This window comes from Rhizobium leguminosarum, assembly GCF_001679785.1.
Classification (GTDB): Bacteria; Pseudomonadota; Alphaproteobacteria; order Rhizobiales; family Rhizobiaceae; genus Rhizobium; species Rhizobium leguminosarum_R.
This window is the reverse complement of record NZ_CP016287.1, coordinates 902,025-928,045: the sequence shown is the minus strand read 5'-3', so window position 1 is coordinate 928,045 and position 26,021 is coordinate 902,025. Positions and strand designations below refer to the sequence as shown.

The 26,021-nt window shown below is 58.1% G+C and carries 25 protein-coding genes and 7 pseudogenes; 16 read left to right on the top strand and 16 right to left on the bottom strand.

Going from position 1 to position 26,021, the window contains the following annotated elements:
- Positions 1–6: 6 nt before the first annotated feature.
- The 4 genes from istB to BA011_RS44505 all read left to right on the top strand — a co-directional run bounded on the left by istB (position 7) and on the right by BA011_RS44505 (position 4,824).
- Positions 7–783, top strand: a complete 777-nt coding sequence (gene istB / locus BA011_RS28805) for an IS21-like element helper ATPase IstB (protein ID WP_065279981.1) — start codon at positions 7–9, stop codon at positions 781–783.
- A 332-nt stretch (positions 784–1,115) separates the two neighbouring features.
- On the top strand, positions 1,116–2,381 hold the full coding sequence (locus BA011_RS28800; RefSeq protein WP_065283333.1) for a cation:proton antiporter: 1,266 nt from the start codon (positions 1,116–1,118) through the stop codon (positions 2,379–2,381).
- A gap of 367 nt (positions 2,382–2,748) precedes the next feature.
- Complete coding sequence (locus BA011_RS28795) at positions 2,749–4,083, top strand: ISNCY family transposase (protein WP_065279157.1); 1,335 nt, start codon at positions 2,749–2,751, stop codon at positions 4,081–4,083.
- Between the two features lie 576 nt (positions 4,084–4,659).
- Positions 4,660–4,824 (top strand): hypothetical protein, encoded by a 165-nt coding sequence (locus BA011_RS44505; RefSeq protein ID WP_170964850.1) that lies wholly within the window; start codon positions 4,660–4,662, stop codon positions 4,822–4,824.
- 322 nt (positions 4,825–5,146) lie between these two features.
- Here the strand turns inward: BA011_RS44505 and BA011_RS28785 are convergent.
- The 3 genes and pseudogenes from BA011_RS28785 to BA011_RS28775 form a co-directional block, all read right to left on the bottom strand.
- Positions 5,147–5,389: pseudogene (locus BA011_RS28785) on the bottom strand (hypothetical protein); the annotation flags it as partial.
- A gap of 144 nt (positions 5,390–5,533) precedes the next feature.
- Positions 5,534–6,400, bottom strand: coding sequence for a transglutaminase family protein (locus tag BA011_RS28780; RefSeq protein WP_065283331.1), 867 nt, complete (start codon positions 6,398–6,400; stop codon positions 5,534–5,536).
- A 602-nt stretch (positions 6,401–7,002) separates the two neighbouring features.
- Complete coding sequence (locus BA011_RS28775; protein WP_065283330.1) at positions 7,003–8,070, bottom strand: AI-2E family transporter; 1,068 nt, start codon at positions 8,068–8,070, stop codon at positions 7,003–7,005.
- 311 nt (positions 8,071–8,381) lie between these two features.
- Here BA011_RS28775 and BA011_RS28770 point away from each other — a divergent pair.
- Positions 8,382–8,911 (top strand): annotated as a pseudogene (locus tag BA011_RS28770) (ATP-dependent DNA ligase); the annotation flags it as partial.
- Positions 8,912–9,079: 168 nt separating this feature from the next.
- Here BA011_RS28770 and BA011_RS28765 read toward each other — a convergent pair.
- Positions 9,080–10,051 carry a L,D-transpeptidase family protein gene (locus BA011_RS28765; protein WP_065283561.1) on the bottom strand — a complete coding sequence of 324 codons (972 nt, stop codon included), beginning with the start codon at positions 10,049–10,051 and terminating at the stop codon, positions 9,080–9,082.
- Between the two features lie 403 nt (positions 10,052–10,454).
- Here BA011_RS28765 and BA011_RS28760 point away from each other — a divergent pair, with 403 nt between their 5' ends.
- Positions 10,455–10,688 (top strand): BON domain-containing protein, encoded by a 234-nt coding sequence (locus BA011_RS28760; protein ID WP_420493443.1) that lies wholly within the window; start codon positions 10,455–10,457, stop codon positions 10,686–10,688.
- Between the two features lie 98 nt (positions 10,689–10,786).
- Here BA011_RS28760 and BA011_RS42445 read toward each other — a convergent pair whose 3' ends face one another.
- Both BA011_RS42445 and BA011_RS28755 read right to left on the bottom strand, forming a co-directional pair.
- Positions 10,787–11,002 carry a DUF2934 domain-containing protein gene (locus BA011_RS42445; protein ID WP_151343611.1) on the bottom strand — a complete coding sequence of 72 codons (216 nt, stop codon included), beginning with the start codon at positions 11,000–11,002 and terminating at the stop codon, positions 10,787–10,789.
- Between the two features lie 217 nt (positions 11,003–11,219).
- Positions 11,220–11,831, bottom strand: a complete 612-nt coding sequence (locus BA011_RS28755; protein ID WP_420493438.1) for a hypothetical protein — start codon at positions 11,829–11,831, stop codon at positions 11,220–11,222.
- On the opposite strand from BA011_RS28755, the gene BA011_RS46360 reads away from it, so the two are divergent.
- Positions 11,802–12,182 (top strand): hypothetical protein, encoded by a 381-nt coding sequence (locus tag BA011_RS46360; RefSeq protein ID WP_335727684.1) that lies wholly within the window; start codon positions 11,802–11,804, stop codon positions 12,180–12,182. The genes BA011_RS28755 and BA011_RS46360 overlap by 30 nt on opposite strands.
- A gap of 92 nt (positions 12,183–12,274) precedes the next feature.
- Positions 12,275–12,394 (top strand): annotated as a pseudogene (locus tag BA011_RS42440) (L,D-transpeptidase); the annotation flags it as partial.
- A gap of 97 nt (positions 12,395–12,491) precedes the next feature.
- On the opposite strand, the gene BA011_RS44500 reads toward BA011_RS42440, so the two are convergent.
- The 3 genes from BA011_RS44500 to BA011_RS28740 form a co-directional block, all read right to left on the bottom strand.
- Complete coding sequence (locus BA011_RS44500) at positions 12,492–12,659, bottom strand: hypothetical protein (protein ID WP_186806575.1); 168 nt, start codon at positions 12,657–12,659, stop codon at positions 12,492–12,494.
- 261 nt (positions 12,660–12,920) lie between these two features.
- Positions 12,921–13,145 (bottom strand): hypothetical protein, encoded by a 225-nt coding sequence (locus tag BA011_RS28745; protein WP_065283327.1) that lies wholly within the window; start codon positions 13,143–13,145, stop codon positions 12,921–12,923.
- A 391-nt stretch (positions 13,146–13,536) separates the two neighbouring features.
- Positions 13,537–13,908, bottom strand: a complete 372-nt coding sequence (locus tag BA011_RS28740; RefSeq protein ID WP_065283326.1) for a hypothetical protein — start codon at positions 13,906–13,908, stop codon at positions 13,537–13,539.
- Positions 13,909–14,271: 363 nt separating this feature from the next.
- Between BA011_RS28740 and BA011_RS42430 the strand changes: the two are divergent.
- Together BA011_RS42430 and BA011_RS42425 are read left to right on the top strand one after the other, a co-directional pair.
- A pseudogene (locus tag BA011_RS42430) lies at positions 14,272–14,421 on the top strand (response regulator transcription factor); the annotation flags it as partial.
- Positions 14,409–14,543, top strand: a pseudogene (locus BA011_RS42425) (DUF1236 domain-containing protein); the annotation flags it as partial. The pseudogenes BA011_RS42430 and BA011_RS42425, both read left to right, overlap by 13 nt.
- Positions 14,544–14,835: 292 nt before the next feature.
- Here the strand turns inward: BA011_RS42425 and BA011_RS28730 are convergent.
- From BA011_RS28730 to BA011_RS42415, 4 genes and pseudogenes are all read right to left on the bottom strand, one after another.
- Entirely contained in the window at positions 14,836–15,219 is a 384-nt protein-coding gene (locus tag BA011_RS28730; protein ID WP_033182978.1) for a type II toxin-antitoxin system VapC family toxin, read from the bottom strand.
- Complete coding sequence (locus tag BA011_RS42420) at positions 15,216–15,404, bottom strand: type II toxin-antitoxin system VapB family antitoxin (RefSeq protein WP_420493442.1); 189 nt, start codon at positions 15,402–15,404, stop codon at positions 15,216–15,218. Before BA011_RS42420 ends, BA011_RS28730 begins: the two co-directional genes overlap by 4 nt.
- Positions 15,394–16,434 carry an IS481 family transposase gene (locus BA011_RS28725; protein WP_065283324.1) on the bottom strand — a complete coding sequence of 347 codons (1,041 nt, stop codon included), beginning with the start codon at positions 16,432–16,434 and terminating at the stop codon, positions 15,394–15,396. Before BA011_RS28725 ends, BA011_RS42420 begins: the two co-directional genes overlap by 11 nt.
- Before the next feature lie 58 nt (positions 16,435–16,492).
- Positions 16,493–16,573 (bottom strand): annotated as a pseudogene (locus tag BA011_RS42415) (type II toxin-antitoxin system VapB family antitoxin); the annotation flags it as partial.
- Between the two features lie 219 nt (positions 16,574–16,792).
- Between BA011_RS42415 and BA011_RS45350 the strand changes: the two are divergent.
- Positions 16,793–16,918: pseudogene (locus tag BA011_RS45350) on the top strand (deaminase); the annotation flags it as partial.
- A 137-nt stretch (positions 16,919–17,055) separates the two neighbouring features.
- On the opposite strand, the gene BA011_RS28715 reads toward BA011_RS45350, so the two are convergent.
- The 3 genes from BA011_RS28715 to BA011_RS28705 all read right to left on the bottom strand — a co-directional run bounded on the left by BA011_RS28715 (position 17,056) and on the right by BA011_RS28705 (position 18,535).
- Positions 17,056–17,469: a curlin gene (locus tag BA011_RS28715; RefSeq protein WP_065283559.1), complete on the bottom strand. Its 414-nt coding sequence runs from the start codon at positions 17,467–17,469 to the stop codon at positions 17,056–17,058.
- Between the two features lie 167 nt (positions 17,470–17,636).
- The gene (gene csgH / locus BA011_RS28710) at positions 17,637–18,035 is read right to left on the bottom strand and encodes a curli-like amyloid fiber formation chaperone CsgH (protein WP_065283323.1); all 399 of its coding nucleotides are present in this window, start codon (positions 18,033–18,035) and stop codon (positions 17,637–17,639) included.
- Positions 18,036–18,097: 62 nt separating this feature from the next.
- On the bottom strand, positions 18,098–18,535 hold the full coding sequence (locus tag BA011_RS28705; protein WP_065283322.1) for a curlin: 438 nt from the start codon (positions 18,533–18,535) through the stop codon (positions 18,098–18,100).
- Positions 18,536–18,990: 455 nt separating this feature from the next.
- Here BA011_RS28705 and BA011_RS28700 point away from each other — a divergent pair, with 455 nt between their 5' ends.
- The 5 genes from BA011_RS28700 (at position 18,991) to BA011_RS28680 (ending at position 26,021) form a co-directional block, all read left to right on the top strand.
- The gene (locus BA011_RS28700) at positions 18,991–21,414 is read left to right on the top strand and encodes a caspase family protein (RefSeq protein ID WP_065283321.1); all 2,424 of its coding nucleotides are present in this window, start codon (positions 18,991–18,993) and stop codon (positions 21,412–21,414) included.
- Positions 21,415–21,795: 381 nt separating this feature from the next.
- The gene (locus BA011_RS28695; RefSeq protein ID WP_065283558.1) at positions 21,796–22,458 is read left to right on the top strand and encodes a response regulator transcription factor; all 663 of its coding nucleotides are present in this window, start codon (positions 21,796–21,798) and stop codon (positions 22,456–22,458) included.
- Entirely contained in the window at positions 22,455–23,822 is a 1,368-nt protein-coding gene (locus BA011_RS28690) for an ATP-binding protein (RefSeq protein WP_065283320.1), read from the top strand. Before BA011_RS28695 ends, BA011_RS28690 begins: the two co-directional genes overlap by 4 nt.
- Positions 23,823–23,912: 90 nt before the next feature.
- The gene (locus BA011_RS28685) at positions 23,913–24,596 is read left to right on the top strand and encodes an MtnX-like HAD-IB family phosphatase (protein WP_065283319.1); all 684 of its coding nucleotides are present in this window, start codon (positions 23,913–23,915) and stop codon (positions 24,594–24,596) included.
- Between the two features lie 12 nt (positions 24,597–24,608).
- Entirely contained in the window at positions 24,609–26,021 is a 1,413-nt protein-coding gene (locus BA011_RS28680; protein ID WP_065283318.1) for an aspartate aminotransferase family protein, read from the top strand.

Here is a 26,021-nt window from a genome sequence, read left to right as displayed (position 1 = left end):
AGACCCATGCTGACACATCCAACCCTCGATCAGATGCAGGCCCTTGGCCTTGCCGGAATGGCAACGGCCTATCGCGAACTTGCCGCTCAGAACAACAGCAGCGATCTCAGCCGCGACGAGTGGCTCGGCCTGATGCTCGATCGGGAAACGGCTCTGCGATCCGACAAGCGCCTGACCAACCGGCTTGCAGCTTCAAAGCTCCGCTTTCCCGACGCCTGCATCGAGAACATCGACTTTGCCGCTCATCGTGGTCTCGACCGCCGCAACACTCTGTCGCTTGCGCAAGGGGCGTGGTTGAAGGCACATGAGAATATGATCATCACCGGCCAGACCGGCACGGGAAAAACCTGGCTCGCCTGCGCCTTCGGCCGTCAGGCTGCCCGGCTCGATCATTCCATCCTCTACCTGCGTATGCCGCGTCTGTTCGAAGATCTGGGCCTTGCCAGGCTTGACGGCCGCTTTCCACGCCTGGTCGACAAACTCGCCCGCGTCCAGTTGCTGATCCTCGACGACTGGGGAACGCACACGCTCACAGATCAACAACGCCTCGACCTGCTGGAAATCTTCGAGGAACGCTATCGCCGGAAATCAACGCTCATCACCGCGCAGCTTCCTGTCGCCCAGTGGCATGACATGATCGGAGAACCGACCATCGCAGACGCAATCCTCGATCGGATCATCCACAATGCGCACCGCATTGCCCTTGAAGGCGACAGCATGCGACGGCAAAAAACACCATCCCACTTGACCGGCGCTGAAAACGGCGAAATCAATCGCTCATGACTTCAACCAGGCAGGCGAAAATCGACCACACCATGCTGTCCCGGAATTAGTGAAACCACTGTCCGCGATTTAGTGAAACGACTGTCCCGTTCTTCCGAAATACGCAAGTGGCTTCTGAGGTTGTTAGCCCGACTTAAGTCCGACTTTCCCGCGGCATCATCTGACTTAAGTATCATTCTCGCCGATTAGCTGAGTGAAATTAAGAACGTTCAGTAAACAGCGAAAGGCGCGGGAGCGCCTTGGCCAAGGCCGCTGGAAACGGATTGTCGCCGGACATCGCTCGCCCCGGTGTGCTAGAGCGTAAGAAATCGATCATCGGGAAACCAGAGTGAATGGACCTTTATATCATCACTCTTACTATCGTTGGCGTGGTCGTGCTTCTGACAGCCTGGTTGCCGATGGTAATGAGACGACTGCCACTGTCTCTCCCGATCGCCTGTCTAGCCATTGGCGCGCTTCTTGCGTGGTCACCGTTCCCACTTCTGCCGCAGTTCAATCCTCTCGAGAACCGCGAATTCACCGAACGGATGACCGAGATCGTCGTCATTGTCGCGCTGATGGGAGCAGGGCTTAAACTAGACCGTCCGATTGGATGGAGGCGGTGGATGACGACATGGCGGCTTCTGGGCATAGCAATGCCGCTGACGATCGTTGTTCTCGCATTCCTCGGATCATGGATACTGGGTCTCGGAGCGGCGTCTGCTCTTTTGCTCGGAGCTTGCCTTGCCCCGACCGATCCGGTCCTCGCCAGCGATGTGCAGGTCGGGCCACCGCAGACTGGAGAGGAGGACGAGGTCCGTTTTGCGCTCACCTCCGAAGCAGGGCTTAACGACGGCTTGAGCTTCCCGTTCGTCCACCTTGCCATCGCCCTGGCGCTTGCCGTGAAGGAGGGCGTCTCCCTTTTGCAACATTGGGCATTTCTGGACGTGTTCTGGAGACTGGCCGCGGGCGCCTTTATGGGATGGGCGCTGGGGAAGGCTTTCGGTTTTTTGTCGTTCAGGATGATGGGAAGCAGCCTCGCAAAAACGCAGGACGGCTTCGTCGCTCTTGGAATGACCTTCACCACGTATGGGTTGACTCAACTAATCGGTGGCTACGGCTTCGTCGCCGTGTTCCTTGCGGCGATCGCGTTCAGAGCGAGTGAACGAGACCACGATTTTCACGAGCAGCTTCATGATTTCTCGGAGCAGATAGAACGCTTGCTGATGATGGTCCTACTTGTCTGCCTCGGGTCGATCGCGGCAAGCGGGCAGCTTCTGGCAGGTATCGATTGGCGGGTCTCGGCCTTCGTCGTTTTGGCGATCGCGTTCGTTCGTCCAATCATCGGCTGGCTGAGTTTACTCGGAGCCGGACATTCGCCCGGCGAAACTGTGATTATCGCCGTCTTCGGCATCAGAGGGCTTGGGTCGATCTATTATCTCGCATACGCCACGGGTCAAGCCGAGTTCGAGAACGTCCAAACCGTCTGGGCGACAGTGCTCCTGATCATCCTTGTTTCGATCGTGGTGCACGGTATCGCGGTTACTCCCACGATGAGATGGATCGATGGTCGAAGGTCCCGAGCCGCTCGGCGGCAACCGGCGCGTTCAGTTCACTAAAACGATGATCGAAACCTTATCCCATGCGGGACGATCAAGGTAGCCGCTCCGTTGATCGGTTCAGAGCCATCCGGGAGCGTCGCCACTGCGGCGAGCGTCCGTTCTCCTTGTAGGCGGAAGCGCAGATCAGCTCCATAATTGGATCCGTAGCACCTTCAAATACCTGCCGGCACCACGAGATGCCCTGCAAGCAACCGCGACTTTTCTCGTTCTAGGCGGGAATAGCTAGTGCCCGTCCACAAACGGTAAACCACTGAAATTATTGGAGGAATAGCGATATTGCGACGGGCAAAGCCCGGCGGTTTCAGGTATACTTTAGATCAAGCCATTGATTCTAAAGACAAACCCGCAACCGCCGGAGCCGACAATGCGCCAAGAACGCACCGTCCAAGCCAATATATTCGATCTTTTCGCCGAACACGAGATCGGCCGCGAGCTGAAAGCCATGTCGCAATGGCTGGATGAGCATCGTGATCTGCTCGGGCTGGTAGCGCAGGACCTGCGCCGCCACGGCGTCAAGGAGACCGGCCGCGAGGGCCTGCCGGCGGAGGCCGTGCTGCGTTGCGCCCTGCTCAAACAACACCGTCAGTTGAGTTATGAGGAGTTGGCCTTTCATCTGGAAGATTCCGCCTCGTTCCGGGCCTTTGCCCGGCTGCCGTGGGGGTGGAACCCGAAGAAGTCGGTCTTGCACAAGACGATCAGCGCGATCCGGGCCGGGACCTTTGAAGCGATCAATCGCGTGCTGTTGACGAGCGCCCGGCAGGACAAGGTGGAACGCGGCAAGGTCGTGCGCATCGACAGCACCGTCACTTCGGCGCTGATGCACGAACCGAGCGACAGTAGTCTTTTGTGGGACTGCGTGCGGGTGATGGTGCGGCTGTTGCAGCAGGCGGCTTCCTTGGGCAGCGCCATCTCATGGCACGATCACTGCCGCGCGGCGAAGAAGCGATCCCGGGCGATCCAATTTACCCGCGGTCGTCCGAAACGAGTTCAGCACTATCGCGCGCTGCTCAGGATCACGCGCACCACCTTGAGCTATCTCGAACAGGCGGCGGCGCAACTGCCCTTGGCGGCGGGCCCGGCGGTCGAACTCTGGCAGGCCCAACTCCGCCACTATAAGCCGCTGATCGAACGGATCATCGCCCAGACCGAGCGGCGGGTCCTGGCCGGCGAGGCGGTGCCGGCTGGCGACAAGCTGGTCAGTTTGTTCGAGCCGCATGCCGACATCATCGTCAAAGGCAGCCGCGACGTCGAGTATGGCCATAAGATCAATTTGACCACCGGCACAAGCGGGCTGATCCTCGACCTCGTCGTCGAAACCGGCAACCCGGCCGACAGCGAGCGCTTGCTGCCGATGCTGGAACGCCACATCGGCATCTGGGGCGAGGCGCCGCGTCAGGCGGCGGCCGACGGCGGCTATGCCAGCCGCGATAATTTGAGCCGAGCCAAAGCCTGGGGCATCTGCGACATGGCCTTCCACAAGAAGTGCGGCCTCAGGATCGAAGACATGGTCAAGAGCCGCTGGGTCTATCGCAAGCTGCGCAACTTCCGCGCCGGCATCGAGGCCGGCATCTCCTGCCTCAAACGCGCCTACGGCTTGGGGCGCTGCACCTGGCGTGGGCTCGACCACTTCAAGGCTTATGTCTGGTCCTCGGTGGTCGCATACAATCTCGCCCTCTTCGCCCGCCTCAGGCCGACCTGACATCCCATGTCGCCAGCCAAAACCGGACCGGCGTGACGCCGGCAGTTGCCAATGCGCGCATGTCCACCAGAAATCCTGGCCGCCGCAATTAGCACCCATGAGCCACACCGCATGGCTTCAAAGCGGCCACCAAGCGGAACCCAAGTGCGCTGCAAGCTCAAGAAAACCAGCGTTTATGGACGGAAACTAGCTAATCTTGGGAGGACAAGATGAGACTGGTACGGTTCCACTACGTAGGACCTAACGATCCACTCGTCTTCATTAATCCTGAACACGTTGTCGCCGTCCGGCCTTTTCCCAGCAGCACCCACATCTATGTCTCCGTGTTGCAGAAGGATGGCGAACCGAGCTATTATCCGGTCAAAGAGACGCTTGATGAAGTCGTCAAGCTACTAACGGCTTAACCGGCCGCCACCCGAGACCCGGGAGCGCCAGCCGTTCACCAGACGCCCAAGAACGACACGGATCGCCCGAGCAGCGGCACTCTGCCGAGGGTGAAAATCGATCCGTCGCGGGCAAACCGCAATCGATGCCGAGTGCCCGGAACTTCTATGCTAACTCGATGTTGTAATCGGCATGAGCCAAACAGACCAAAAAGCCGCAAAAGGCATGATCAAATTGGTGCTGACTATCTTCGTCATCGCGATCATTCTTGCTGTGGCGTATCTCACTTTTTTCACCCCAGGAGAAGTCGAGCCACGTCCATCGGCGTCGCCGACAGTGAGAGAGGGCGGCCAGTGACCGCGCGAGCAACTGCTTTCGGGATCGGGGTAGGTGCCGGTCTGGGGGCGGCATTCGGTGCAACGATGCTCGACAGCGTCCCAATTGGAATGGCAATCGGCATAGCCGTTGGCGCGGCGTGCGGTTGGGCGGCTTCTAAGCGAAAGAAATAATCGGAAGCATCACTTCCATCGCGCGGAGTGCTGCTTATCCGCGTGGACTGGCCTCGATCGCGCACTGGACGATCTGCTTGCCACCCACGGGGCTGAGGTGTGCTGGGCTGAAGTTGGGTTGATTATATGGGACGACATGGTTGATCGCTACTCAACGGGAATTCTCCGGATCAGCTCCGGCGCAGATCAATGCAGCTCGTGACAACCGACTTCCCCGTCTTCGGATCGGTATCGACCGTCGTAAGTCGCATGCCAGACGCTCCGACCTTCTCGATCGTCATCTGCGCCCGTCGATCACCGTTCACTTCCTTCGCCCAGGTGATGCCAAGGTTGATTGTGTCGCCGGCACGCTGCCCGCCGAGGCCAGCGGTGCCAGTGCCCGCGCCGACATAGGATCCGGAGTACCTGTTGCCGGTCGCCCGAACTTGTATAAGGGCGGACCCTACGATGAGATGGACCGATGGTCCAATGGCCCGCGTCTGTCGAAGGCCACCGGCGCGTTCAGCCTCACTAAACGATAATCGCAATATAGCCCCCCTGGTGACGCTGAGGGTCTGTCACAACTCAGAAACCTCGACGGCAACGTCCATGGACACAAACGCATCGGCGGCGCCAGTGAAGCCACCGGAGATCGGCACTGCGTGCGCAATATCACGGACCACTGCCACAGGGATGAGATTTACACCACCCATAGAGCGATTTGTCGGGTCGAAGGTAATCCATCCGGGGCCGGGGAGAAACACGTCTACCCAGGCATGGGTCGATCCGCTGTCCCTCGAGCCAAAAAGCATCTGATTGGGGTTGAAAAGGTATCCTGACACGATCCGCGCACCGAAACCCAGAAGCCGGGCGGCTTCAGCAAAAAGGACCGCGAAATCGCGACAACTGCCAGATCGAACAGCAAGAGTTTCCAGTGGTGATTGCGTCCCCTCGGCCTCCCGGCTTTGATAGGCAATCTCGTTCGACACACCGCCGCTGAGGTCTTTTAAGAGCGAGAGGGTATCAGTCGAGCCGGATCTAACGAACGCCCGTACCCACTGCTGAAACAGGTTGGAAGGATCGGGGTATTGGACTTCTCGCAGGCCACCAAGGTCCTTCCATTCGTGCTCACCATAGGAAAAGGGGTAAGTGATGGCGGACGCTGCGATATCGAAAACCGGCCAGGCTGCCGACGTTAGGTCGACCACCGCTTTGCTGTCGATTTTCAGGCAATCCGTTGGCTCCGCGAACCTAGCCGTCGCGACGGCATTCGCAAACACGTCGGTCGCCCAACTCATTTTTGCATCTGGCCATGAAACGACGTCATGGCTGACGAGCAGGAGTTCGCGCCCTTCTCGAGGGCGAAGGGTCAATCGGTGGGGCCCGAGCGCAATCGGATAACGATAACGGTAGGTCGTGCTATGTCGGATGCTGAGTTTCGTCATCGCCACTCTCTAAGTGCCGGGTCAGGGTATTCCGCCGTGGTTCTCGCCATGGTGGGATTCCTCTGAGCGCGCGCAAGCCGTCGTTTAAGACATTCATATGGTCAGGGCATCGATAAAAAGTACGTAAACCTCTTACTTTATTTGGTGAGGCAACGTCGTGAGTGGAAAGCTCAAGGCGGGGAGGCACCCCAGATGCGCCGCTCAAACGTTGGTGGACATATAAAAGCTCGGCGAGCGCGGCCGATACTTCCAGGGCACCGCCCAATTGGCAGCTCCAACCGATCGGCCAGTTCTTGATGGACAAGATGGACAGCATCTCGCTAGTTTAGCAGGCCATCCTGCGCGTTAAAAACCACGTCACGCGCACCGCTACCTGATATCGGAGACCGATGGCGCCGAATGCAGCGGCAATGAAACAGGGCTGGTTTCGTCACCGCTTTTTCGTTCGGAGGCAGGGGATCTCGAAAAAGGAGCGATACTTCGCCTTATCCAAGCGCGTCGTCGAGATTGAACTATGTCGGTGGAGTACATGGGAGGCATGAAATATCAATGAAGGGCAGTGCCCCTCCGTTGGCCAACATGCCGGAAAGCCTATAAAGTTTCTATTCAATATCCTTGCTCTTCGATTTCTCCGCGTTCTGCTGTTCGGCGAAAAGCGACCATGCCGCGATAAACAAGGCGGCAATCAGGGGGCCAATGACGAAACCATTGATGCCGAACAGGGAGATACCGCCGACCGTCGAGATCAACACCACATAGTCGGGCAGCCGCGTCCCCTGGCCCACCAGTGGCGGACGCAGCAGGTTGTCGATTAGCCCTATGACAAATACGCCGACGAGAACCAGGATCGCTGCTTTCAACCAGGCACCCATGAGGACTAGCCAGATGGCGACTGGAACCCATACGAGCGCTGCTCCAATTGCAGGCAGCATCGACAGGAACGTCATCGTGACGCCCCACAACAGGGCGGCCTCGACTCCCAGAGCCCAGAATGTCACGCCACCGATCGTGCCCTGAAGAATCGCAATGATGATATTTCCCTTGACGGTGGCCCGAACGACAGCGGAAAACTTGTCGCGAAACTGCCGGGTATAGTCGTCGTTTAGCGGGATTGCATCTCGGATCGCGCGGCCGAGGTCAGCGCCATCCCTGAAGAGGAAGAAAAGCAGATAAAGCATGATCCCGAAGCTGATGAAGAATTGCAGCGTGTTTTGGCCAAAACTCAGCAGGCTGCCGGCGACCGACCGGCTTGCCTGTACTGCGCCTGAGGAGATGTTAGCGCGAAGTTCCGCAAAGCCGCCAAGCTTCAATGAGTTCAGCCAGTTGTCGACGAAGCCGGGCAAGGCATTCTGAATCCGGACCAGATAGTCATTGAGGTCGATTTCGTTGCTGCTTATCCGTTGGTAAAGACTGGTGCCTTCCTGGATGAGAGAAGCGAGAATAACCAATGCCGGCACGATGACGAGACCAATGCACATCAGCACGGTCAGCAGGGCAGCGATGCTGCGGCGGCCCCCTAGCAAACGCGCCAGTCGCATGTGTACTGGAAAGAAGATGATCGCAAGTATCACCGCCCAGAAGACCGCCGCGTAATAGGGGATAAGCAGCCAGATGAACGCGATCGTCACCAGCGCTAACATGACATAAAAGCTCGTACGTTGGATAGACATGTCTGCCTTGTTGCTGGCCAGTCTCCACCGCCACCGGCGTAGGAATAATAGTTCGCAAATCGTGCATCCTAACCATAGCCGCGTCGCGGCATAAGGCCAACCCGGATATCGCTACCCGGGCTTGTGCTGTCTCCGCTCGGATCAGAATTTCGACCATTCCTCCTGCGGCTTGTTGAGCGCTGCATTACCGCGTCCGGCGGGTACCGGACGAGAGACAGGCGCTGACGCCCCAATGGGGGTAGGGGCCACTCATTGCGTGGACTCATTCATCCGTAGACGGCATTTTAAGTACTTGCTGATGTGATGGTTCCATGACCAAAACCCCGAAGTCAAAACCGCTCCTGCGGGATGCCGACAAACCGGTTCGATCCCGGCCGCGCAAAGCGCGAGATCCTGCGCAGCCGAACCTTCCCCTCGACCTATGCCAGATCGCATTGAACCGTGTCTTGCTCTGCTGAAAGCGAGACCGCCGAAGGGCGACGACTGGGTTTATGAAATCAAATGGGATGGCTATTGCCTGTCGGTGCATGTCGAGCCGACGGGTATTCGCATCCTGACGCGCGGCGGCCATGACTGCACTGATCGTTTCCCCGCAATCAAACAAGCGGCCTTGTGGCTTCCTGTTGGCACGGCGATCCTCGACGGCGAGGCGGTGGTCCTCGACAAGCAGGGCCGGTCGGATTTCGGCCTGCTGCAGCAATCGCTCGGCGGCCGGGGCGGCAAGAAGAGCTCAAACGACGCCATCTTCATGGCCTTCGATCTGCTCTATTTCGACGGCCACGATCTCAGAAATTCCGAACTCAGCATGCGCCGGCATCCACAGGGCAAACTATCTCCATCATAAATGGACATACTCATGGATACAGTTTGCGGTGCGGGTCGACGGTTCTATCCCTGTCAAGGCGCGGGAGCTCCAGCCTTCGAATAGCTGCCAGTTATCGACCAATGCAGAAGGAGCAATAACGGCATGGCCTCGCCCAGCGAACAAAGCCGCAACCAACCGACATAGTCACATGAATTCGACTAAAACGTCTTTCGTCAGCAATTTGGCAAGTTCTTCCGCATCCCAATTAGTCAAACGAACACATCCATGCGAACCTGTCTTGTCGATCCGGCTGGGTTCGGGTGTGCCGTGAATTCCGAAGGTTGGCTCGGACAGGTCGATCCACACAGTTCCAACCGGACCATTGGGCCCGGGAGGGAGTGTTAGAACGCTGTCATTGTTTCCCTGTTGAAAATTGACCTTGGGATTGTAAGTATACTCAGGGTTCAACACAACGGTCTTGACCGTATGCGTCCCTGATGGCGATGGGTTTGTTTCGCTTCCGATCGTCGCAGGATAAGCGACGAGCAACGAGTCGTCGGCTGCATACGCTCTGACCTGGCCCTGCGTTTTGTCAACTTCGAGCCTGACCGCCTTGCCGGTCTTGTTTACCCCAAGATCGGCAACGAATATCGTTTCGCCTTCTACGTATCGTGCATTCGGATTGAGCGCGTTCAGAAAATCCTCACCCATGTGAAACCGTTCGGCCAGCCCCTCGGTCACAGTCGCATAGCCGAGATATTTCATCTGTGCCATCTGCGCGTAGTCTTTGGGGATCGCACCAACAACCATCGAAATATCTTGGCCGGTAATCACGTAACTGCCAATGACCTGCTTTGGATCATCAATCGCATCAATTACCTGCGACCCGATTTTGCCATCAACATTGAGACCCTGCATGGCTTCGAATGCTGCAAGCGCGCTCCGCAGATTTCCACCATCCAGCCCGTCGATGACCCCTGGAGATGCTCCGGCACGGTCAAGCAGAACTTGAAGGCGTGCGACAGACGCGGATGGCGTGTTCGTGTCGAACGGTAGGGCAACTGCGGCCGGATCGACAGATATCAGCGCCGTGCTGGCCGTAAACGTCGGATCGATGTCCTTTGGCGTCGGTGTATAGATCGCGGGAATAACATCCAATGGTGCGGCATTGATCATTTCCGGCGTCAAAGAACTTGCTGCCACGGGGAATGCAGCACCTATCGAGCACCAGATCATTGCACCGTTGAAAATCAGTGAGCCGAACGGTGGCGACATGGGTGTATTCCTCTGGTGCAGGCGAAAACCGCCCCACGATTACATTCCCTGGAAATGGTTAATAGTTCGCTAATCAAGAAACAGAAAACCTGTTCTTCCTGGGAAAGCTACGGGACCGCCAAGCTCTACTTACAGTCGCCTCCGGCGTACTGCCTTGATCAGTACAAGCTGGATAAGGCGAACAACAGCCTGAACGGCTTGACCTGGATCAAGAAGGGCGGCGGCTATTACAGCATCTGCAGCACGCCGAAGATCGATATGGCATCGGAAGCAGTCCCTGACGAAGCCGTCCGACCGTCCTGGCCTGCCCAGCCGGCCGCCGCGACTGTCCGGCGTCGCGCATCTCGAAGCAGCCATTTCCGCCGATTCGAACCTCGACAGCGGTGCCATCGAGATCAGGATGCTCGGCCCTGTTGTCCTGCTCGAGGGCTACATAACAAGCGCCTTAGACCGAGAGAAGGCTATCTCGGTTGCTGCGATGATCGTGGGGCCTGAGAACGTCCACGACCGGATGCCGAGCCGCTTCCCCACGCAGTAGAGCGGCATTCCCGAAGGTTAGGACTAAGGTCCATGAAGCACACTTCGCAGAATGGTCGCTCGCTTCGAATAGACATCGACACGCGTTGGTGGCGGCCACTACTCGGATATAGGTTTAAGGGGCGGGTTGGTCGACTGCGGCCCGAATTCCTGAGGCGTTCGCCAAGGGCCGCGGTCGCGTTCGGGCGCCGTCTGCCCGTTCATTTCCTGTACGGCCAGGTCCCAATGTTCCTGATCTTTGCCGGAAGGGCACCCCTGGCGTTCCCATATGGCATAGGCACGAGCTCGAAGTTGTTCTTCATTGGACTGACGCATGGTGTATTCCTGTGTTGAAAGCATTCACATCGTCTTGCGGCGTTCTGTAAATCTCCATCGCCTCACGTCTCTTCGGCTCAGAAACAGCGCCGCTGCAGTAAGAGGCGGCCCTGAGCTTAACGATTTGCTTTTCGTGTCGTTGATCTGGCCTCTTCAATCGCGGCCAAATACGGCTCCTGTGAAACATCTGGCGGCACAGTAGTTGATTTACTCCAGATCAGCTCCGGCGAAGATCGATGCGGCTCGTGACCACTGCCTTGCCAGTCTTTGGATCGGTATCGACTGTCGTAAGACGCATCCCCGAGGCCCCGACTTTCTCGATCGTCATCTGTGCTTTCCGGTCGCCGTTAACTTCCTTCGCCCAGGTGATCCCGAGGTTGATAGTGTCGCCAGAGCGTTGTCCCCCGAGGCCAGCGGTGCCCGTGCCCGCGCCGACATAGGATCCAGAGTACCTGTTGCCGGTCGCCTTGAGATCCGCGGTGATCACGCGGGAGAAGATGGCGAGGCTGGTGCACTTTCCGTCCAGCGACAGAGATGCGGCAGTCGTATCCGACTTGAAGCGACAGGTCACATTAATGGTTGGCGCATTTACGCGCACCTTGACGGTGCCTTTTCCATTCCAGCTTCCAGCCAATGATTTGAGGAAGGGGGCCTCGTCGGCGTGAGCAATGCTGCCCGAAAAGAGGGCGAGCGACGAGATCGCAATCGACAGGGACTGCGCGATATACGGGTTCATGTTTTCGTCTTTCAGACCGCGCGTCGCCGTCTGGCGTGGCAGATCGATGAGGAAGCTATACTGGTGAACAACGGCGCTGCGGCTTTGTTCCATGCGCGAGCAATCGTTCTGCAGCAGGAGGGCGGGACCGACGCCCTGGCGGCTTCGCTGCGCTCGGTGAGACGGAACGCAATCGGCTCCCATGCCTTTTGTGTATTCACAGCAAGCCGCTACGTTTCGGCCGTTTTAGGTGAAGAGATGACAGAAACCGAAGAACTCACCAGAGAGATCGGATTACTTGCCGACAGGGCGGAAAGTAATCCAGAAACAGGGGTCGATATCAAGGCTCTCGCCGTCGGCCTCTGGGCAAGCTTCAACGAGTTCTCCATTGAGGAGATCGAAGATGCCCTTCGAGATGCTTGGCGAATGCGCGGACTCGCCTTTAACGATAACGCAGGCGACTGACTCGAAAAGGTCGCCGAGAACCAATTACAAACCGAGGTATCGGATATTTCGCGGCGGGGGGAATAGGGATGTTGCCTCGTCGGACAGGAAGAACGCCGGAGCCGAGCCGGATCGACAAAACTGGCTCGCACGGATGTGTTCGCCTAACCAACTGGGATGCGGAGGAGCTCGCCAGACTGCTGACGAAAGACGTGCCGGTTAAGTTTTTGTGACCGGCGGACTGGGATCATTTACAAGTGTCATGGGCAGCTAGTAGCTTGGAACTTGCGGACCACTTTCGGGGCGAAATGCCTCGCTGGCGAATGGCCTTCAGATCGTCGCGTTGAACCGCGAAATTCCGCAACGATGCGATCGACGATCTTCTTCAGGTCTGAAAGCCGGTTCTTTCATCTCATTCCCTCGGTTGTGAAAGGCAGATGTGTTGTCACGGCGCATGGCGTCGATAATTGCATCGAGATCATCGATGATGTCGGTCATCTTTGAGCCAGTCGCACCGTATCCCTTGACTTCAATCACGATGCGCGGCCGGTTTCTGTCGCAGGTACAGCGACATCGCATGTTGTCGTCTTATTATCTGCACCGGTGAAGGTGCAGTGTGTTTTTAGGTGCCTCCAAAAACTCGTTGACCATCGCCTCTGCGAAGTCCTCGAGGCTTTAGCGGGACGCGACCCTTGCTTTCGTTCCGATGTAGAGGCGCGACGTGCCGTCGGAGACGAGTCGATGGGTTCCGGTAAGGCGTCAACGGTTGGTGCCCAAGACCGCCTTCCATAGGAGGCGAATTTTCTCGAGGCGCGGCTTTATGCGCTCAGCAGTGGGCTTCGCCATACCGTTACGGTAATCTGCAAGTGCCTGCGCCTCCAGCCGGCTACGGGACGTCAGAGCCGCGCCGGAGGCGGGCAGTCTGGTGATGTGGTCCACGACCGTCCAACCGCCGTCATGCTCCTCAATTTCGTACCTGGTCATCAACGGTCTTTCGCTTTGCCACGTTCAGTTCAACGCATACCGGATCATCGTTAATGGCTCCGCACGTCTCAGCCGTTCGCCGCACAAGAGTTTTTGAGGACGATGAACGTCAAGTTAAATACATTTCCTGCCAAGGGAAGTGATTGCCGTCTCCAACGCATCACGCCCGACCCAGCAGAAGAAATGCACAACGCGGAAAACTAAGACCGCAGACCTGCGTCCCCGATCCCTGCTTCTGATCAGCACTTGGAATCTAGTAGATGGCAAGGAATGAACATTCGGCGGAGGCCGCGTTCGTCGGCGACAGCCGTAGAAGGGACATGAAGTTCAAAGCTCGGTCTTGCGGTTGAAGGCAATCCGACGACCGCCCGTTCAACGGTCGCCGGTTCAGCTATTTGGCTGCGTGCCAAACTCCCCCAACGCCATCGCCGTTGGCTTCACCGGCTTTCTTATCCTCGACATAGGTGTAGAGCGGCTTGCCCTCGTAGGCCCACATCTCTTTGCCATCCGCGGCTTTGACTAGAGACCATTCGCCTTCCGCCTTGGCCTTGGCTCCAGCGTGGAACGCTGGCCACTTCTTCAGGCAATCGCTATCGCAGTTGGATTTGCCTTTTGTATCTTTGTCAAATGTGTAAAGCACCATGCCTTTTTCAGTGGCCAGGACCTTGCCCATTTTCGTCTCGACCATCTTGGCCGGCTCGGCGGCATAAGCAGACCCGGTTAAAGCAGTTAACGCACCTATCGCGATTAATATCGTTCTCATGATTTTTCTCCCATTCGGCAGCGCCGGCGGAATGCCAGCAGTACCCGATCTAACTGACAAAAACGCCCAACTATGGAAGCAGTTCCGTCCACGGGGGGACGAGCCGGCTCGTCCTGCAGGATTGGCTGGCGTCTGCGACGCGGGCCTGATGCAGCGCCTCTGTATTTTGGTTGGCGAGAAGGATGGTTTCGTTCAAGCGGAATTGTCGCAAGCAGGAGGAGGCAATCGTCTGCAAGGCGTCGGTCACGCTCCCGCCGCCGCTGTCGAGCTCGATTAGACTCCGCCTTAACCACGATGAGCATGGCGTCGAGCAAACGGTAGCCGCGCTCACCTTGGATAGGACGCCGAACCTGAAGGGGAAGCTTGACAGCCTTTACGATCGTGATCGCGGACGACCACCCTCTTTTTCGAGAAGGGGTGAGCCGCAGTCTGTCCGAAATTGATGATTTCGTCGTTGTCGGCGAAGGGGCGAGCGCCGATGACGCGACCACGCTGGCGGCGTCGGACAGCCCCTGCCGCAGACCGTGGTCGTGACGCCCATTCCCGACGATCCCAAGTATGCATACGCGATCGTCAACGATCAGCGTGTGATCGTCGAGCCTTCCTCCCGGAAGGTCAATTCCGGCCTCCCTTGAGGACGCCGTCGGTGAAAAGACAAATGCAATAGGAATTGTTCAACTGTCGATGTCGAGTGCCCGGAAAAAGTTGCACCGAGCAGGATAGTGTCCGGCGCGTCCGGAGAGGATCTGACAGTAGAAATCCAACCTTGGCTCGCAAATATCGTCGGCGAATGTTCCATAAATCAACGTTATGCCGAGAATTTCGGTTTATCAGGCTTAGCTTACTGAGTTGAGGCGCCGCCGGTTCAGATCCTTTCAAGGCGAAAGATCGGAAAAATGCGAAAGCTCGGCAGAACTATTTAGGTGTTTAGTTGCGAGCATTGGCCGGCTTATGCAATGAAGCGCCTGCCTTTTTGGCCGCCGCCTGAAGACGCTTGTCCCTGGTCCATAACGCCGCTCGCCGATCAAGCAGTATCGAGGCGAGCAAGTGGGCATCTGTATAGCCGATGCCCATACTGAAAATGCCGTGACGATCAATCATTGTCATCACTTCGTCGTGCGTTGCAACGAACGCTTGGCGCTGGGCTGCCAGAAACGTTATCACGCGCCCGCGATCTCGAAGGCTGCCAAGCGCCAGTTCGCCAACTACAGCCGGATGGCAGAGTAGACGATCGTCCTCAATGATCGTCCGAAGTTCCGCATCAACATGGCGGAAATGATCGATCCATATAGAAGTGTCTGCCAGTATCACTTGGCAGCTGCGCTCCGGCGACGTGGAGCTGCCTCTGCATCGGGCATAGTTCCGCCGAGCGCGATGAGGCGTTTTCCGGACTCTACTCGGACAAGCGTCTCCAACGCCTGGCGGACTAGGTGTTTAGTCCCGGCATTTGATGGTGCATTATTTTCCTTAGAATGGAGGGAGGCACTATGGGCCAGGTTCTACACGGGAGCGCCACAACGACAGAGGCAATCCGTCGAGCAATACAAAATAGTGAAGAGAGCCTGAGAGCGCTTTCAAAGTGTTTAGTCCCGGCATTTGATGGATAGGATCGATGATGAATCGATCTGGCTCGGAAGTCCACCTTTTGCAGATGAACTCGTAGGGGGTGAGGCCCTTTAGTGTCTTGAGCCTGCGCCCAAAATTGTAGGCGTCGATGAAGTCGGCGAGATGCTTTTTCAGTTGTGCGTGATCGTCGTAGTGGAAGCGCTTGACAGTCGCTTCCTTGATCGTCCGGTTCATCCGCTCGACCTGCCCATTGGTCCATGGGTGCTTAACCTTTGTCAGGCGATGCTCGATCTCGTATTCCTCACAGACTCGGTCGAAGATGTGCTGGAAGGCATTTTGGTCACAGGCCCGGTTGGTGAACTGGATGCCATTATCGGTCAGGATAGTATGGATGGTGTAGGGCACCGCCGCGATCAGGTTGCGCAGGAACTGGGCGGCATTCATCTTGCCAGCTTTGGCATAGAGCTCAGCGAAGGCGAACTTGGACGTGCGATCAATCGCCACGAAGAGATAGAGCTTGCCCTCAGCCGTCTGCACCTCGGCAATATCGACGTGGAAGTAGCCGATCGGGTAGCTTTTGAACTTTTTCTTCGGTTCTTTGTCGCCTTTCACTTCCGGCAGGCGTGAAATGCCGTGGCGCTGCAGACACCTGTGCAGGGACGAACGTGTCAGATGCGGGATCGTCGGTTGAAGGGCATAGAGGCAGTCATCAAGAGGCAGCAATGTATGCCTGCGAAAGGCGACGATGACGGCTTCTTCTTCAAGGGAGAGGATTGTCGAATGCGGGTCCTTCGGGCCTGTCGGAAGATCGGCCAATGATGTCCGTCTCTTCCATTTGGCTATTGTCTTCTGATTGACCCCATACCGCTTTGAAAGCGCTCTCAGGCTCTCTTCACTATTTTGTATTGCTCGACGGATTGCCTCTGTCGTTGTGGCGCTCCCGTGTAGAACCTGGCCCATAGTGCCTCCCTCCATTCTAAGGAAAATAATGCACCATCAAATGCCGGGACTAAACACCTAGAGCAGCGGTTTCTTTTGTGCCGGTCAGGGACTTGGCCCTTTCCACGAGAGTGTCGTCTAGATTGATAGTCGATCGCATCGTTTCTTATCCTTGTCCTGGCGCTTTAAATAGCACCATTTGGTGATAAAATCTACGCCGATTTCCCACGTCGATACCTGACGACCGCCGAGTGAGAGCGGGAGCTGCGCGATCGCGTGGCGGCTCCCATAGCCGATCAGGTCACTAGCGCTCGCTTGCTTCGACCCATTCGACATCTTCTGAATCTTCTCGATCTGGACGTCGATGATCGTCTGCGCGGCAGGCGGGACAACATCCCATTTCCCCAACACGACCCCGGCCGAGCCACTCCGGCAGGCTGTTGCCATTGCTGATGGAAAGCCGGTCAGGATTGGGGGCGGTGCCAGTGTTGTGCGCGACTTCCTCTGAGGCAACGGCCAAGAGATGTCCGGATGTTCGACGCGATTGTGTAGGTGATCACCATTGGGGTCGCCTCGGGGAAAGCGGCGAACATGCGCTGCTGAAACGACGTGACATCGCCTTTTGGACTGTTGTGAACCGCCTTACCAGCCATAGCTGAAGGTGGCACCACTGCCGTTAACCCCATCCTGCACCACGTCGGTTTCAGCATTTCGCCCATACTGGAAAATGCCATAGGCATTGTTGTTGCCGTTCTGCCGCAAGGTCGCGGAATGACCATTCCCCCGCTGCCGGATGAAGCCGAGGTTGCCACGGCCAGCCTGAGCGATACCAGCCGCGTTACCCCGGCCCAGCTGCCGGATGTCGGCGTCTTTCCGGCCGCGGTAGAGCGAATAGACCCGCAGCCCGGTTGAGAAAAGACCCGCATCGTCGGCGTTGTCCGGTGCGAGGTTGAACGAGATTCGGCCGCCGGCATAGGCTGGCACAGACAAGGCTACTTGCGCCAGGCTCCCGGCAAGAAGGGTAACGGTAAGGATCTTAAACATGTTGCGGCTCATTCTGATCTCCATCTCCGGCTGCTTCAGCCGATGATCAAAGTTCGCATCTTGCAGCTGAACCCAGTCGAAATTGCCCATTCAGTTGTCGTTCAGGCGTTTCGACCTGAAAGCAAAAGGACGCCGGAAACCGGCGCCCCTTTACGAAAATTGCAGCGTGTGGAGGCCGATTAGTCGCCGTCGATCTGTTTCGTGCAGCTGAAACTCCTATCCCGTATAACGACGTCCAGTGTGGCTTTGTATTTGGCTCCTTTCGAGTCGAGCGAGACCGAACCAAGGATTGCCGTATGTCCCTCGACGGCATCAAAATCGCCACTCTGGTTGATCGTGGAGCTTCCGCCGTCTCCCACTTTTTCGACATGGAAGGTGTACGTCCCCCCGACATGCTTGTCGGCGTGGACCAGCGCATCCAATCTCACCATACCTGCTCCAGGCGTTGCTTTGATTTCGCAAAGCTGCGCGCCGTCAGATTGGTTGGCAGTTGTCATGGCGGCAACCGCGCCGACGGGAAGCAGGACCAGGGCGAGAAGCGCCATCGCGCGGTGCGGATGTTTCATGCTATTTGGCATGGTCGTTTCCCCCGATGGCCTGCTGTTGCGATCTTGACTCTTTTACGTCATCGTGCAGCCGCCTACGGGCAGGCCTGGACAAAAGCCGCGACATTGCCGTTGCCGCCCTGGCTGACATTGGCGCTGCAGCCATGGCCGACCTGGACGCCGGCCGCGATGTTGCCATTACCGTCCTGGGTAAGGATGGTCGTATGGCTGGAGCCGAATTGGCCAACGCCCGCTACGTTGCGGTTGCCGCGCTGATAGGTGGCGCCATAGTTGTCATTGCCCTCCTGACCGACAGCTGAAAGATTGTGGCGGCCATATTGACGCCCGAGAATCCGGTTGTAGCCACCGTTCTGGTAGGTTCTGATCCGGTTTCCGTATCCTTCCTGTGCCCCACCGGCAGAGTTCGACCAGCCATATTGTTCGATACGCACGTCATTGGCCATGGCGGGGGCTGCGGCGGTGATGCCGACGAGAGCGACGAGTGCGGTTGCAATGATTGACGTGCGGATCATGACTATGTCTCCTCAGGCGGATAAGACCGCGGTTGAACGACTTTCTTCTAGTCGCTCCCTTTGAAACGAAAGCTGAAGGCATCATTCAGTCGGGGTTCATTCGCGGAGATCGGCGCAACCGGGCGGGCTGTACGTGCCTGGCCAGGAAGTTTTGACGATATGTGTTCCGAGTCGTCCGTCACCGAAATAACGCAGACGACCTATACGATCCCGGCTCTCTCACGGCGCGGCGACTTGCCAGACGCCCCAGCCCAGGGACGTTGATGCCTGCGGCTTACGAAGGGACAGACTTGTCTTCAGTTTCGCTTCAGCTTCGCCTAATCCAGCGCTCATAAACGATTGCTAAGTAGCGATGCAAAGCTCGCCAGCCGTCTCTGGCGAAAGCTTATACACCTGGCCCCGACTTTGCGGGGCTCACAGTGAACTGCATCACATGTTGATTGGGAGAAACCTGAATGCCTTGCCTTCTTTGGACAACAGGATTGTCGCCTAAAAGGACGATCTGGACATTCTTTGTCGTTGTGCTGGTTCTGGCCGGTATCGCTTCCGTAAATCCAGTCGAAGCGCAAGGTTCCCCTGAAAAGAGAATAGCACTCGTCGTGGGTAACGCCGGCTATAAGGCAGGCGCCTTGCCGACGCCCGCCAACGATGCCGGGCTGATTGCGCAAACGCTGCAGGCCGCCGGCTTCGACGTGATCGGCGCGCGCGACCTCGACCAGAACGGATTGCGGGATGCGATGCGGGACTTTCTGACGAAAGCGAATGCATCGGGACCCAATACCGTCGTTTTCGTCTATCTGGCGGGTTATGGCGTGCAGTATCAGGGCGATAACTATTTCTTGCCGGTCGACGCCCAGATCGCCAACGCTACGGATGTGCCGGTCGAAGCTCTGCGGATAACCGATTTCTCGAGATCGCTGGCCGGCATCAACAACCGCGGCAGCATCGTCGTGCTCGATGCAGCAAGAGCCAATCCATTCGTGCAGTCCACTCAGCCGCTGGCCGGTGGTCTGGCGCTCGTCGACCCGGACGCCAATCAGCTGATCGCCTTCAATGCCGCGCCGGGCACGGTCGCCCCGCAGGAGGCTGGTCCTTACGGTTCCTATGCGCATGCCCTGGCGGAAATGATCCGCATCGGCGGGCTTCCGCTCGATGATGTGTTCGCCCGGACACGGTTGCGGGTCAGCGATCTGACCAAGGGTGCGCAGATTTCCTGGAATGCCTCCAACTTCAAGAACGCCTTCACGTTTTTCGATCGTGTTCCCAATCCGCCGCCGGACCAGGTGTCCAGCTATGACAATGACGCTAACCGGACGAAGCCGATCAGCGACTTCGACGAACGCGATGCCTATTTCGCCGCGCTCGATCGCGACACGATGCGTGGGTACGAGGATTTCCTTGCAGCCTATCCGAACGACGCCATGGCAAGGCGGGTGCGTGCGATCATTGCAGCACGCCGCGAAGCGATCACCTGGCGCGAAACGTCGAATGCGGATACGCCAGAGGCCTATTGGTCCTACCTGAGACGTTATCCGCGTGGTCCCCACGTCTGGGATGCCCGCCGTCGTCTGGAGCATTTCGAGGCAGCACTCGAGCCGCCCCCGTCATTTTCGGTGATCGAGTATGACGTGCCGCCGCCACCACCACCGGAAATCGTCTATGTCGACCGGCCTGTCCTGTATTTCGATGATGCCGACTTCGGTTATGCGCCGCCGCCGCCGGTCGTCTTCCTTTCACCACCACCGCCGGATTTCGTGACGCTTGCGCCGCCCAGACCACCGGTCGATCTCTACGTGCTGCCTGCTCCGGTCTTCGTTCCGGTCCCCGAATGGGTGGAACCCCCGCGCAATGTCGCGCCGCCCGAAAACAACATCATTTTCAATAACATTCACAACACAGTCGTCAACAACACGGTTGTCAACGAGAGCGAGGCCGCACCGGCTGCGCCCGGATTGACGACAGGAGAAAAGCTCGCCGGCGCGGCCGTCGTCGCCGGGGCAGGTGCAGCCGCGCTCCACGTTGCCTTGCCGCCCTCGGTGCAGAAAAAGGCGGCGGTCTTGCAAAAGCAGGCCCCGGTCGCAGCCGAGAAGCCGGCGCCGGCATCCATCCCGTCGGTCCAGCCCCAAACTCAGCCGCAGGCACCGACCGGAAATCCTGCCACCCACGCACTTCCCGGCGCCAACGGCCAGCCGCTGCCGCCCGCCGACAAGCTGGCGAACAAGCCGGAAGCGGCTGCCGCAGAAAAAACGCAGCCGCTCAAAGCAGAGCCCAATACGGCTCATGATCCGAGGACGATCGCCCAATCACCGCTTCAGAGCGAAAATCCGGACGCGCATATGCTCCCAGGTTCAAAGGGCCAGCCGCGGTCGCCCGAGGCCAACGCACCTGCCGTCAACGGTCAAAGCCAGATCGCCAAGACCCCTGCACCGACCACAGCTCCGAATGCGAAGCCGAGGGGAGGTGGCGCAGGCCCGAAACCCGATGTTTACGGCCTGCCGACGAAGCCCACGGCACCGGCAATTATGGACAATACGCCAGCAAAATCCAGCGTTGCAAACAACAGCGAGCCGCAGCTCGGCAATCCGCGCCATGTTGTGCCGCCGCCATCGCGAGAGGTCGCCCCGCCGCCAGCCTTGCCCAGGGAGCCGCATGTTGCAGCGCCGGCGCAGGTACCTGCTCCAAAACCAGAGGTCGAACCCAAACTGCAGGTCGAACCCAAGATACAGGCTGAATCGAAACCCCAGGCTGAGCCCAAGCCTCAGGCTGAACCCAAGCCCCGGCCTCAGCCCAAGCCGGCGACCGTCGAGCAGCAGGCGAAGAGACCGCCGGCCGCAGAAAAGAAGAAGTGCGGCGCTCCGGATCTTCCTGCATGTCCCTAAGGCAGTCGGCAGAAGAGAAAATTGCTAAAAACTTCAGTGCCGCCTCCGAAATTGGGATCGTTCGCTGACGTTCGAGGCGCGGAGCAGGGGTATATGGTCTCATCGGGCATGGCGCTATTCCGGTCGGCGGCACTATCGTTGCCGTTGATCGTCCTAGGGTCCCATTTCGGCCTTGAGTTAGGATGAGAATTCTCGATAACCAGCGGATCATAACGCTCGGCGGATCTGTCGAATACGGTCGCCCCGGCCTCATCTCATGTCGTCGACGATTTGAGATTGAAACCGAGGGCCTTTCGTTGAACCCGAGCGAATGAAGCCGGATTTCGGCCTCAATCGCGACGGATGAAACGGGATCGGAGATTGAAACGCAAGGAGATGGTGTTGCGCATACTTTTGGTCGAAGACGACCACATTCTCGGCTCCTCGCTGAAAAAGGCATTCGAGAAACATGCCTATGGCGTCGACTGGTTCCGCGATGCCGAAACGGCGCTCGATGCGCTGCGCGACAGCGAATACGGATCGTTGATCCTCGACGTCAACCTTCCAAAGGCCAGCGGCTTTGATGTGGTGCGGTCGCTAAGGCGAAGTGGCAATGACGTTCCAATCCTGATGCTGACGGCGCTCGACAGTGTGCGGGATAGGGTCACCGGTCTCGATGAAGGCGCCGACGATTATCTGAGTAAGCCGTTCGACCTCGACGAGCTGCTCGCCCGGCTCCGCGCCTTGCTGCGTCGGCGCCAGGGGCGCAACGAGACGATCATCCGCTGTGCCAATGTCGAGATCGACCCCGCGGCGATGGTGGCCCGCCATAATGGCGTTCAGCTGCACATGGCGGCCAAGGAGTTTCACCTCCTGCGCCTCTTGATGGAGCGGAGCGGGCGTTATGTCACCAAGAGCGATATCGAATATGCGCTCTACGACACGGATGTTTCCGTGGAGAGCAATACGATCGAGGTGACTGTCTATAGTCTACGTAAGAAGCTCGGCACCGATTTCATTCGATCCATCCGCGGCGTCGGCTATATGGTCGAGCGGCAGCAGTGACACTTAGCCAACGCCTCTTTCTGCGCATCCTGCCGACCCTGATCATCACGATCGCCGTCATCGGCTTTTTCGCCTATCGCAGCGCGACGCGCGAGATCGACAATATCTACGACGCTCAACTGATCAACGATGCCAACGTGCTGTGGTCGTTGATGAAGCATCCGCTGACACGGCCGCTGCCAAGGCCGACGGTGCAGGTTCCAGACCTCGACTTCAACATGGACAACCAGCTTGCCCTGAACGAGGATGCGGATGATTACGCCGACGCTCATTCGTTTCGCGCTTGGAAGGGCGGGGCGCTGGCCTTTGCCAGCAGCAATGCATTTCCCGCCGAGATCAAGCAGTTCACAGCCGGCTTCTCCGATGTGACCTATCAGGCGGAGCTCTGGCGGATCTATTCCCTGCCGATCCCCAACAGCGACATCACCATCGAGGTTGCCGAGAAGATCGTTCTTCGCGAAGGTCTCGTCGAGAACATTCTTCTCAATCTTGCCTTTCCGCTCCTGATCCTCGTGCCCGTCATCGCCATTATCATCTGGCTCGCGATCAACAACGGGCTCATCAACATCCGCGAACTCGTATCGCAAATCCGGGCGCGAACGCCGGATGACCTGTCGATGATCGCCACGCGGGGCCTGCCGCGGGATCTGGCACCGCTTGTCCATTCGCTGAACAACCTGCTGCGGAAGCTCGGGCGCTCCTTGACGATGGAGCGTCGCTTTTCCGATCTTGCCGCCCATCAGCTGCGCACGCCGCAGGCGGGCATCAAGCTGCTCCTGCAGCTCTTCGATCGCGCCGATTCCGATGACGAACGTCGGGCCCTGCTGAAGGACCTTGTCGTCAGCAATGATCGCGCCATGCATCTGATCGAGCAGCTGCTGCGGCTGGCGCGGGTGAGCCACCAGCCGCTACAGCTCGAACCGCTGCCGCTGCGGGAAATTGCGGCTGCGGCGGTCGCGGATTTTGGCGCCTTGCTGAACAACCGAAACTTCGATGTCGGGCTTGTGGGCGCGCAGGACGCAAATGTCCTGACCGACCACGCCCTGCTGCGCGTAATGATCGACAATCTCCTAGATAATGCGATCAAATATTCGCCCGACCGTGGAAAGATCGAGGTGCGCATCGAGCCGGGCGCGCGCGGGTGGCGGCTCTCCATCATGGATAACGGCCCCGGTATCCCGCCCGAACAGCGCGACACCGCATTCCAGCGGTTCAACCGTCTCGACGCCCACGCAGGCGAAGGAGCGGGACTAGGATTGCCGATCGTCGTCGATATCGGCAACCGGCTCGAGATCGGGATCACCCTCGGCACGCCCGCCTGGGGACGTGGCCTGAGGGTCGATCTGGATATTCCAGCCGCCTGAATCGCGAATTCAGTTTCGCTTCATCTTGGCCTCATCCTGCCTTCAGTTCGCGGCGCTAAACGCTTTGTCACATTCTTGACGGAGCATGCGATGCAGGTATTTTGCGATTTCGACGGGACCATATCGAAAGAGGACGTGACCGATCTCGTCCTGGAGCGTTTCGCGCTTCCCGAATGGCACGAGATCGAAGATCAATGGATCGACGGCAAGATCACCTCGGCCCAGTGCATGCGGCGCCAGGTCCGGTTGATTGAGGCGACACGCGAAGAACTGGACGCGTTCCTCGACACGATCGAAATCGACAGCGCCTTCGTGGCCTTCAAGGAGTTCTGCGAGAGAACGGGGCTCAGCCTCATCATCGTCAGCGACGGCGTCGACCATTTCATCAGCCGCGTCCTTGCGCGGCATGGCCTGTCCGATATCCAGATCATCGCAAACCGGCTGGTCGGCGGCTCTGATGCCGGTAAAGCAGCCTTCGATCTCGATTTTCCGTTTATGAGCGCTGCCTGCGCTGGCGGCTCCGGCGTCTGCAAATGTGACCTGGTGAAGCCATCAGGCGACCAGATCTATGTCGGCGACGGCCGCAGCGACTTTTGCGTCTCGCATGAGCCGATGCTGGTCTTTGCCAAGGCGAAACTTGCCGACTACTGCCACGCGCAGCGCATCCCCTTCATCCCCTATGACAGCTTCGCCGATATTCAGGCGTCTGTCGCAGGCATCCTTTCCAGCCCGTCACGGCAGCCCTTTGCGCTGCCCGTGGCAAAATCTGCGTGAGAAGAGGACTTCATGCGTTCCAATCTGAAACTTGCCGATACCACGGATCTCGTCATCTCCGAGGATGAGTTGCGCCTGCTCGAAGAGGCCTACTGCTCCCACGGCGACACCGTCCATTATTCGCAAAGGCCGAAATTCTTCGAATCGTGCGATGGGTCCTTCGTCTATGATGCAACGGAGACGCCCTTCCTCGATCTGCAGATGTGGTATTCCGCCGTCAATTTCGGCTACCGCAACGAGCGCCTGAACAATGTCGCCCACCGCCAACTCGATCGGCTGCCGCAGGTCGCGTCGCAATATCTGCATCGCGAAAAGGTGGAGCTCGCGGCGATGATCGCCAAGGATGCCGAACAGAAATTCGGCACCAAGGGCCGGGTGCATTTCAACGTCGGCGGTTCGCAGGCGGTCGAGGATTCGCTGAAGATCGTGCGTAATTACAGCGAAGGCAAAAGCCTGATGTTCGCCTTCGAAGGCGGCTATCACGGGCGCACACTGGGGGCGACCTCGATCACCTCGAGCTATCGTTATCGCCGGCGCTACGGCCATTTCGGCGAGCGCGCGCAGTTCATTGAGTTTCCCTACCACTTCCGGGGCCCCAAGGGCATGTCGAAGGAGGAATATGGTCACTATTGCGTGCAGAAATTCGCCCGGCTTTTCGAAAGCGAATATAACGGCGTCTGGGACCCGAAGGCCGGAAAGTCTGAATATGCGGCCTTCTATGTCGAACCCATCCAGGGAACCGGCGGCTATGTCATCCCGCCAATGAACTTCTTTACGGAGTTGAAGAAGGTTCTCGACGATCACGGCATCCTGCTTGTGGTCGACGAAATCCAGATGGGCGTCTACCGGACGGGCAAGCTGTGGTCGATCGAACACTTCGGCGTATCGCCCGACGTGCTGGTCTTCGGCAAGGCAATCACCAACGGCCTCAATCCGCTTTCCGGTATCTGGGCCAAGGAAGAGATGATCAATCCGACGATCTTTCCGCCTGGCTCCACCCATTCGACTTTTGCCAGCAACCCGATGGGGACGTCGGTCGCGGTCGAGACGCTGAAGATGGTCTCGGAAAACGACTTCGGCGCCAGCGTCATGGTGAAGGGCGCGCACTTCCTGGAAGGCCTCAAGGACCTGCAGTCGCAGCACGCAGTCATCGGCGATGTCGATGGCCTCGGCCTGGCGCTGCGCATGGAGATCTGCAAGCCGGATGGATTTACGCCCGACAAGGCCACGCTCGACTGGATGTCCGATGAAGGCATGAAGGGCGATCTGGTCGTCGACGGCAAGAAATACGGCCTGGTGCTCGATGTCGGCGGTTACCACAAGAACGTCATCACGCTCGCCCCGAACCTGATGATCAGCCACGAGGAGATCGAGCTTGCGATTTCGCTTCTCGGTCAGCTGCTAGCCCGCGCGGAACGGAGATAG

Coding starts and splice junctions, on each gene's coding strand:
- BA011_RS28715 (WP_065283559.1), bottom strand. CDS start 17,469: ATGAGCCGCAACATGTTTAAGATCCTTACCGTTACCCTTCTTGCCGGG.
- BA011_RS28800 (WP_065283333.1), top strand. CDS start 1,116: ATGGACCTTTATATCATCACTCTTACTATCGTTGGCGTGGTCGTGCTT.
- BA011_RS28775 (WP_065283330.1), bottom strand. CDS start 8,070: ATGTCTATCCAACGTACGAGCTTTTATGTCATGTTAGCGCTGGTGACG.
- BA011_RS44500 (WP_186806575.1), bottom strand. CDS start 12,659: ATGACCGACATCATCGATGATCTCGATGCAATTATCGACGCCATGCGC.
- csgH (WP_065283323.1), bottom strand. CDS start 18,035: ATGCCAAATAGCATGAAACATCCGCACCGCGCGATGGCGCTTCTCGCC.
- BA011_RS28765 (WP_065283561.1), bottom strand. CDS start 10,051: ATGATCAATGCCGCACCATTGGATGTTATTCCCGCGATCTATACACCG.
- BA011_RS28705 (WP_065283322.1), bottom strand. CDS start 18,535: ATGATCCGCACGTCAATCATTGCAACCGCACTCGTCGCTCTCGTCGGC.
- istB (WP_065279981.1), top strand. CDS start 7: ATGCTGACACATCCAACCCTCGATCAGATGCAGGCCCTTGGCCTTGCC.
- BA011_RS28740 (WP_065283326.1), bottom strand. CDS start 13,908: ATGAGAACGATATTAATCGCGATAGGTGCGTTAACTGCTTTAACCGGG.
- BA011_RS42445 (WP_151343611.1), bottom strand. CDS start 11,002: ATGCGTCAGTCCAATGAAGAACAACTTCGAGCTCGTGCCTATGCCATA.
- BA011_RS28780 (WP_065283331.1), bottom strand. CDS start 6,400: ATGACGAAACTCAGCATCCGACATAGCACGACCTACCGTTATCGTTAT.
- BA011_RS28725 (WP_065283324.1), bottom strand. CDS start 16,434: ATGGGCCAGGTTCTACACGGGAGCGCCACAACGACAGAGGCAATCCGT.
- BA011_RS28755 (WP_420493438.1), bottom strand. CDS start 11,831: ATGGAACAAAGCCGCAGCGCCGTTGTTCACCAGTATAGCTTCCTCATC.
- BA011_RS28700 (WP_065283321.1), top strand. CDS start 18,991: ATGCCTTGCCTTCTTTGGACAACAGGATTGTCGCCTAAAAGGACGATC.
- BA011_RS28745 (WP_065283327.1), bottom strand. CDS start 13,145: ATGACCAGGTACGAAATTGAGGAGCATGACGGCGGTTGGACGGTCGTG.
- BA011_RS28680 (WP_065283318.1), top strand. CDS start 24,609: ATGCGTTCCAATCTGAAACTTGCCGATACCACGGATCTCGTCATCTCC.
- BA011_RS28685 (WP_065283319.1), top strand. CDS start 23,913: ATGCAGGTATTTTGCGATTTCGACGGGACCATATCGAAAGAGGACGTG.
- BA011_RS28795 (WP_065279157.1), top strand. CDS start 2,749: ATGCGCCAAGAACGCACCGTCCAAGCCAATATATTCGATCTTTTCGCC.
- BA011_RS44505 (WP_170964850.1), top strand. CDS start 4,660: ATGAGCCAAACAGACCAAAAAGCCGCAAAAGGCATGATCAAATTGGTG.